This window comes from Anabaena sp. CS-542/02 (assembly GCF_028331085.1).
GTDB lineage: Bacteria > Cyanobacteriota > Cyanobacteriia > Cyanobacteriales > Nostocaceae > Anabaenopsis > Anabaenopsis arnoldii.
The window spans coordinates 1-7,901 of sequence record NZ_JAQMTM010000095.1; the positions used below are offsets into that span (position 1 = coordinate 1).

The 7,901-nt window shown below is 41.3% G+C and carries 6 protein-coding genes, 1 tRNA gene and 1 pseudogene; 6 read left to right on the forward strand and 2 right to left on the reverse strand.

Going from position 1 to position 7,901, the window contains the following annotated elements:
* Nucleotides 1-296 precede the first annotated feature (296 nt).
* Nucleotides 297-369, reverse strand: a tRNA-His gene (locus PN447_RS11055).
* Between the two features lie 116 nt (nucleotides 370-485).
* On the opposite strand from PN447_RS11055, the gene PN447_RS11060 reads away from it, so the two are divergent.
* From PN447_RS11060 to PN447_RS11075, 4 genes are read left to right on the forward strand one after another with little or no spacing between them, the layout of a single operon-like run.
* On the forward strand, nucleotides 486-866 hold the full coding sequence (locus tag PN447_RS11060; RefSeq protein WP_271763067.1) for a DUF4359 domain-containing protein: 381 nt from the start codon (nucleotides 486-488) through the stop codon (nucleotides 864-866).
* A 2-nt stretch (nucleotides 867-868) separates the two neighbouring features.
* Nucleotides 869-1,582 carry a sirohydrochlorin chelatase gene (locus PN447_RS11065; RefSeq protein ID WP_271763068.1) on the forward strand — a complete coding sequence of 238 codons (714 nt, stop codon included), beginning with the start codon at nucleotides 869-871 and terminating at the stop codon, nucleotides 1,580-1,582.
* Nucleotides 1,579-2,340, forward strand: a complete 762-nt coding sequence (gene cobA, locus PN447_RS11070) for a uroporphyrinogen-III C-methyltransferase (RefSeq protein ID WP_271763070.1) — start codon at nucleotides 1,579-1,581, stop codon at nucleotides 2,338-2,340. The genes PN447_RS11065 and cobA overlap by 4 nt, the downstream gene beginning before the upstream one ends.
* Nucleotides 2,341-2,369: 29 nt before the next feature.
* A complete protein-coding gene (locus tag PN447_RS11075) occupies nucleotides 2,370-2,939 on the forward strand; it encodes a Uma2 family endonuclease (RefSeq protein WP_271763071.1) in 570 nt (189 codons plus the stop codon).
* Between the two features lie 147 nt (nucleotides 2,940-3,086).
* Here PN447_RS11075 and PN447_RS11080 read toward each other — a convergent pair.
* Nucleotides 3,087-3,317, reverse strand: a pseudogene (locus PN447_RS11080) (four helix bundle protein); the annotation flags it as partial.
* Nucleotides 3,318-3,584: 267 nt separating this feature from the next.
* Between PN447_RS11080 and PN447_RS11085 the strand changes: the two are divergent.
* Complete coding sequence (locus PN447_RS11085; protein WP_271763073.1) at nucleotides 3,585-7,028, forward strand: helicase-related protein; 3,444 nt, start codon at nucleotides 3,585-3,587, stop codon at nucleotides 7,026-7,028.
* A gap of 286 nt (nucleotides 7,029-7,314) precedes the next feature.
* The coding region (locus PN447_RS11090; RefSeq protein WP_271763075.1) for an Rpn family recombination-promoting nuclease/putative transposase at nucleotides 7,315-7,901 on the forward strand (587 nt) is incomplete at its 3' end.

The window sequence follows — 7,901 nt, forward strand, 5'->3', positions numbered from 1 at the left end:
ACGGACAATGGTCTTTTAAGGGGCTATTTTTCTTACTAAAAATACAGACTTTGTACTGTTTTTCTCCCTTGTCACCTTGTCCACCTTGTCCACCAAGTCTTGTCCTTGTCAGGGGAGGGGACTGGATTTTATTGTTTTTTCTGTGTTCCCCAATCCTTCCCAATCCTTCGGTGTTCCCTGTTCCCTGTTCCCTAAGATAAAAATTACCTTTTGAAAACTTATCAAATATCCTCTTAGGGTTATTATGGCAAATTCTCTAGTACTCTAGACTGTTAATCAAATTTTTTGTAAATGAGGGCGAACGATGGGACTTGAACCCACGAATGGTGGTACCACAAACCACTGCCTTAACCACTTGGCTACGCTCGCCATTGTATACTAGGGATTATAGCACGATATTCAGAAAATGATCAAGACTTTTTTTTCAAGCGGCGGATTTTCTCAAATTCCACTCGGATAACTATAGTGAGTTTAAGCCAGAAACCATGAAAGCACTTACAACTATCGGATGTTCGGGAGTTATAGGACTACTAGCCTTGGGGGTAGCAATGGCCATGACCAATCCTTCTCAGGCTGAATATGAAGAGTATGCCACACAACGGCTGACAGAATATTTAAAGGTGGACGTTTGCCAGAAAACCAGCAATTTTTTAGAAAATTTAATCAAGTCTCAATGTGACAATCTGGTAGATCAAACTATTCCCCAAATGCGGGATATCCTCGCACGGAGTACCCAAAAGCAGGATTTTGTCATTTTTAGTGTTTACAGCACTGATTTAAAAATCAGTTCCTGGATACCGTTATATAAATTTGAAACCGTAGGAGCTTTTAATAACTTTTATACTTATACTGCCAAGCAGCAATGATTATGACATCTGCATATTTACTGGTATCCCATGGTAGTCGTGACCCCCGCCCCCAAGTGGCTATGGAGGAATTAGGACAGTTGGTATCTGCGCAACTGGGTAATGGTAAACATTTGGTAGGTATAGCTGCTCTGGAATTACAACCACAGCCTTTACATCAGCAGATTAAAGACTTTGCTAGTATTGCTTTTTTGGATGGGGTTGGTTCCTTAGAAATTGTCCCACTGTTTCTGTTACCGGGTGTCCATGTGATGGCGGATATTCCTGAGCAGATTGCTTTGGCACAACAGGCTCTGGGTGAAGATATAATTATTCATCAACACCCCCATTTAGGTAGTCACCAGGATTTAGTTACTTTGCTATCCCAAGAAATGGCTAGAATGGGGGCGCAAACCACTATTTTATTAGCCCATGGTAGCCGTCGTCCCGGTTCCCTAGAGCCTATAGAAACCATGGCGGCTCAGTTGGGTGCAGTAACTGCTTATTGGGCTGTAGCTCCTAGTTTAGAATCACGTATCCAGGCTTTAGTGGCTGCAGGACAGACAAAATTGGCAATTTTACCCTACTTTTTATTTACAGGTGGCATAACTGATGCGATCGCTCAGTCCCTAGAAAGGCTAAAATTACAATTTCCTACTGTGACCTTCCAACTGGCTGCGCCTTTGGGAGCAAGTCCAGAATTAGCTGAGATAATTGGGGATTTAATAGATACATGAGCCGCACGGTGACGGGTAAGGTTTATTTATTAGGTGCGGGGCCAGGAGACCCAGGACTAATGACCCTCAAGGGTAAGGGTTTATTAGAATGTGCTGATGTGGTGATTTATGATGCTTTGGTTAGTCCAGAGATTTTAGACATGATTAACCCCCTAGCGGAAAAAATCAACGCCGGTAAGCGCATGGGGAGACATTCATTATTACAGTCAGAAACTACCCAGTTATTAATTACCAAAGCCCAAGAATACCCCCTAGTTGTGCGACTCAAGGGCGGTGACCCTTTTATCTTCGGTCGTGGGGGGGAGGAAATGGCGGATTTAGTGGCTGCTGGTGTACCTGTGGAGGTTGTGCCGGGTATTACATCTGGTGTGGCGGCTCCTGCCTATGCTGGTATACCTTTAACCCATAGATTATATAGTTCTTCTGTAACTTTTGTTACAGGGCATGAATCAGTGGATAAGTATAAACCCCAGGTAAATTGGCAGGCGATCGCCCAAGGTTCACAAACTATTGTGATTTACATGGGGGTTCAGAATCTGCCTTATATTGTGGAACAATTAAGCCAAGCTGGGCTGGATTGTGCAACACCCATTGCTTTAGTGCGTTGGGGGACACGACCAGAACAACAAGAATTGATTGGAACCCTAGAAACTATTATTGCCCAAGTTACAGCCACTGGATTTACCGCCCCGGCGATCGCTGTGATTGGTGCAGTTGTCAATATGCACAGTATTTTATCTGGCTGCTCTCCTGTGTAATTCTACAGTAAAAGCCGAGTTCCCAAACCATGACTACCTTTTCCCCCCAAACTCTGACAATTGATGGATTTCTGAAACTTCCCTGTGTAGAGGAATCCCCAGCATGGGAATACATGGACGGGGAAGCCATGCAAAAACCAATGCCAAAAACTCGCCACTCTATTTTACAAAAGCGCCTGTTAACTGAAGTTGATAGTCATAGCCAAGTATATACGGCCTTACCTGAACTGCGTTGTACTTTCGCCGGGCGATCTATTGTTCCTGATATCGCTGTAATTGCTTGGTCGCGAATTGCAGTCAACGAAGTGGGAGAACCGGAGGATAATTTTACAGCACCCCCTGATTGGTCTATTGAAATTCTTTCCCCTGATCAGAAGGCGAATCGGGTGATTGATAATCTTTTGTATTGTTTAAAACATGGTTGTCAGTTGGGGTGGATGGTTGATCCAGATGATTATTCTGTGCTGATTTTGACCCCAGACCAACAACCTCAGATTTGTAGAGGAGCTTCCCCTGTGCAAGTTTTAGCAGGAGTCGATTTAAACCTGACATCACAGCAAGTTTTTACCTGGTTGAAAATTAATCAGCGCTCATCCTGAAACCAGAAAATCCAGTCCCCTCCTCTTATCAGGGTAGGTTTTTTACATTGTCGTCAGGGCAAGACTAGGAAGACAAGGAGGGAAAGTAGACAAGGAAGTTATGCCAATGCGTGAAAAAACACCCCTTTAAGAGCTATTAAAAGCAATTGATTGAGTATTGTCCGATTCACAATCATTTAATTTAGCTATAAATGATGCTTGATACCTTCTTTTTCTCCATGTCTGTGCAAAATTCGCACATACTCAACGAGAAGAACGACGTATTTGGTCAGTCAGAGAATATCTTTCTTCCGCAGGAAACTGTTTTGATAATTCAAAAATTGTCATCGCCGCATTAAACGCTTTTTGATATATCACTAAATCTTCATGGGTTTTTATTTTTCTTGGTTCTTCTTCCTTGTCTGCCAAGTCTTTCCCTATTATAAATCTCTATGTAAAAAACCTACCCTTGTAAGTAGGGAGGAGTCGGCTTTTTTACCTACCCTAAGAAGTTGTTTTATGTAAAAATATTTAGTTAATCTCTTAAGTTTTATGACCTTTAAGTACAACAATTTTAACTATAAAGTTTACCTAAATGTGTTTATACTGATATCATCAGTCAAGTATTGGTAACAGATATACTACTGAGTATTCAGAGGTAACCCCATGAAAATTGACCAACTACAAGAAGATGTAATTGTGCGTGGTTCCATCTTTCCAGAACCAGTACAGGTATTGTCCGTGAAAACAATGGGGACAGCAGTTAAACTCACGGGTAGAGGACTCAAAACTAATCAGGTTTATCAACCCATACTCAACGCTGAACAGTTGGAACAGTTACAAGCTACACCGGAAAGAGAACCCTTTGATGGTAACGCCCAGTATTTTCGGTTCGGTGTGGAAGCTCTGCGTTTGGGGTTAGCTTACGAATATGATCCTTATTTTGCCTTGGCGATCGCCCGGGTAGACCCCCTCCCCCATCAATTAGAGGCGGTTTATGAGTATTTTTTAAAACAGCCAAGGTTGCGGTTTTTACTTGCCGATGACCCCGGAGCGGGTAAAACTATTATGGCGGGGTTGCTGCTGAAAGAATTAAAAGCTAGGGGACTGGTGAAACGTACCCTAATTATTACACCCGCCAACCTGACATTTCAATGGCAACGAGAACTAAAAGACAAATTTCGCGAAGAATTTGAGGTGATCCGGGGTGATGTTCTGCGGGCTAATTATGGTTCTAATCCTTGGCAAGACAAAAGTCAAGTGATCACTTCTGTATCTTGGGTTTCTCGCATTCAAGATGCAAAAGATAGTTTATTAAGAAGTAACTGGGATTTAATTATAGTGGATGAAGCACATAAAATGAGTGCTTACAGTTCCGGTAAGAAAACCTTAGCCTATAAACTGGGTGAAGAACTTTCCCAAATTACCGACCACTATTTATTAATGACCGCTACCCCCCATAAGGGCGACCCGAAAAACTTTTGTTTATTCCTAGAATTATTAGATAGAGATGTGTATGGAGATGTGCAAAGTTTACAAGCTGCAATTAATCAAAATCATGCTCCTTTTTACCTGCGTCGTACCAAAGAATCTTTAAAAACATTTCCCGATGCAGAAACCGGTATTGTTAAAAAATTATTCACTAATCGCAAAGTTGATACTATTGAGTTTCAAATTGACGCGGAAGAATTAGAATTTTATCATGCACTGACAGACTATGTAGAAGACCAATCAATCAAAGCTGCAACGGATGATACAGCTAAAGGTAGAGCATTGGGTTTTACTATGGCGATGTTACAACGTCGCTTTGCTTCTAGTATTTACGCTGTGCGGCGCAGTTTAGAACGAATGCGCGATAAACGCCAAAGAATTTTAGAAGACCCAGAAGCTCATCGTCAAGAGCAAATTAAAAAAAAGCTTCCCGATGATTTTGAGGATTTATTAGACACAGAACAGGAAAAAATTATGGGGGATTTAGAAGGTGTGGTAGCTTCTATTGACCCCATTGCTTTACAGACGGAGATTTTGAAATTAACTGGTTTAATTAGTCAAGCATTGAGCTTAGAAAAACGGGAAGTAGAATCTAAATTAGTCAAACTCAAAGAAGTAATTACCCAGGAGGGAATTTTTCAAGACCCTAAGATGAAAATGCTCATTTTTACTGAGCATAAGGACACCTTAGATTATCTAGTAGGGAAATTACAAGCTTGGGGTTTATCGGTGACCCAAATTCATGGAACAATGAAAATAGGCGATCGAGATACACCCAACACTCGCATTTATTCCGAACGGAAATTTAAAGAAGAGTGTCAGGTACTGGTAGCGACGGAAGCAGCGGGAGAAGGAATTAATTTACAATTCTGCTGGTTCATGATTAATTATGATATCCCCTGGAATCCGGTAAGATTAGAGCAGCGGATGGGACGTATTCACCGCTACGGACAGGATAAAGATTGTTTAATTTTTAACTTTGTTGCTATTAATACCACTGAAGGTAAGGTACTATGGAAGCTGTTTGAGCGGATTCGCGCCATTGAAAGGGATTTAGACCCGGAAAGAACCGGTAAAGTATTTAACGTCCTAGGTGATATTTTCCCGGCCAATGAGTTAGAAAAGATGATGCGGGATATGTACGCCCATAACCTGACTGAGGGGGCAATTCTTGATCGGATTGTAGAACAAGTAGATACAGAACATTTCCGTAAAATTAGTGATTCTGCCTTGGAAGGACTAGCCAAACGGGAATTAAACTTATCACAAATTATCAGTAAATCTGCTGAAGCTAAGGAACGGCGATTAGTTCCCGAAGTCATCCATGATTTCTTTGTCGAAGCAGCACCCATAACGGGGATTCATCCCAAGGAAACAGGGAAGGGTAGGAAAATATATAAAATTGGGCGGGTTCCGCGCACCTTGTGGGGAACGGGAGATAAGTTAGAAACTCGCTTTGGTAAATTGGGGCGAGAGTATAAAAAGATTACCTTTGATAAACAGATATTGACAAATGACCCCACATTAGAATGGGTCACCCCAGGACATCCCCTATTTGAATGTGTCCGGGAGGAAGTTGCTACCAAAGTACAGGAAGACCTGCGCCGGGGTGCGGTATTTTTTGATTTACATCGTCACACCCCAGGGAGGTTAGATGTATTTTCCGCCGGGATTGGTGATGGACGGGGTAATAAACTCCATGAACGTTTATATGTAGTCCAGACAGAGTTAGATGGAAAAATCACCATCCGTCAACCAACTATATTTTTAGATTTAGTACCTAGTACCAGTGGGGAAGGTGAGGACAATGGTAACTGGGTTAATTCCATACCAGATGATAGTAATTTACCCAGTCGCGAACAGGTAGAACAAGCATTAGTTGAACAGGAATTAAATAGCTTTTTAACAGAAATTCGCACCCAAAGACAAAAGGAAGTCACGACAATTTCCCAGCATATAGAAATTAGTCTGAATGTGATTATAAATAAGATCCAGATTCAATATGCAGAGTTGTTTGAACTTAAGGAATCTGGTTCTAAAGAACAGGGATTAGAAGGGCGGATTAAACAATTAGAAGACCGACTATTTGAATTAAATGGTCGCTTAGAACAACGTCGGGAAGAATTGCAAAAAGAAGCCAGTTGTACTATTACTAGTATTAATCATCATGGGCGGGCTTGGGTGTTACCCCATCCCCAAAGAACATCCCCAGAAATTGCGCCCATGGTTGCTGATGAGCAAATTGAAAAAATTGCCATTCAAGCAGTGATAGAATATGAACAAGCTAGAGGTTGGGAGGTTGTGAGTGTGGAAGCAGAAAACCGGGGTTTTGATTTAATCTCCCGTCAACCAGACTCTGGCGATCCTTTAAAAGCTAGTGAAGTGAGGTTTATTGAAGTTAAGGGACGGGGGAATATTGGCTCAGTGGCCTTGACGACAAATGAATATAAAACCGCGGAAAGATTACAGCATGATTATTGGTTATATGTGGTGTTTAATTGTGCGTCTTCTCCTAGGGTGGTGACTATTAAAAACCCGGTGAGATTGGGTTGGGAACCTTTAATTAAAATTGAGCATTTTCATTTAAAAGCAGAGGAGATTTTAGGAGATATCATATAAGATATGGGCAAGATTAAAGCCAGAGATTTGATGCAAATATCTTTGACCCCACCCTCAGAGGATGTTTGATAAGTCATGATGAGTGTATCAACTATTGTTTCACCCCACCCTCACCCTCCCCTTGTAAGGGGAGGGAACTGGATTTTATTGTTTTTTGTGCGTTCCCCATTCCCCATTCCCTATTCCCTAATATAAAAATTACCTGTTTAACACTTTCCAAACATCCTCTAAGATGAAAATTACCTGTTGACAAGTTATAAAACCACCTTTTAGAGGAACTGCTGGGATGATTGACCATGACCGGTTATTTAAAGAATTAATTTCTACCTTCTTTGTGGAATTCTTAGAGTTATTTCTCCCCCAAGTAGTCAGAGAAATTGACCGAGAATCTATTCAGTTTTTACCCCAGGAAGTCTTTAATGATGTGACTTCGGGAGATAAAAAAGAAATTGACTTATTGGCGCAGGTGCGATACCAGGAGCAAGAGACTTATTTTTTAATTCACGTTGAAAATCAATCTTACAGTCAGTCAGATTTTGCCAAGCGGATGTTTAAATATTTCGCCCGCTTACATGAAAAATATGATTTACCCATTTATCCGGTGGTGATTTTTTCCTTTGATGAACCCCAACGTCGGGAACCAGAAAATTATCAACTAGCTTTTTCTGACTTACAGGTACTTGATTTTAATTTTAAAGCCATCCAATTAAATCAACTGCGTTGGCGAGATTATTTAACCCAGTCTAACCCCGTAGCAGCGGCTTTAATGGCTAAAATGAAGATACCCCCGTCGGAACGTCCCCAGGTAAAGGCGGAATGTTTACGATTGTTAATTACTTTGAAGCTAGACCCAGCGCGGATGCAGTTAATTTC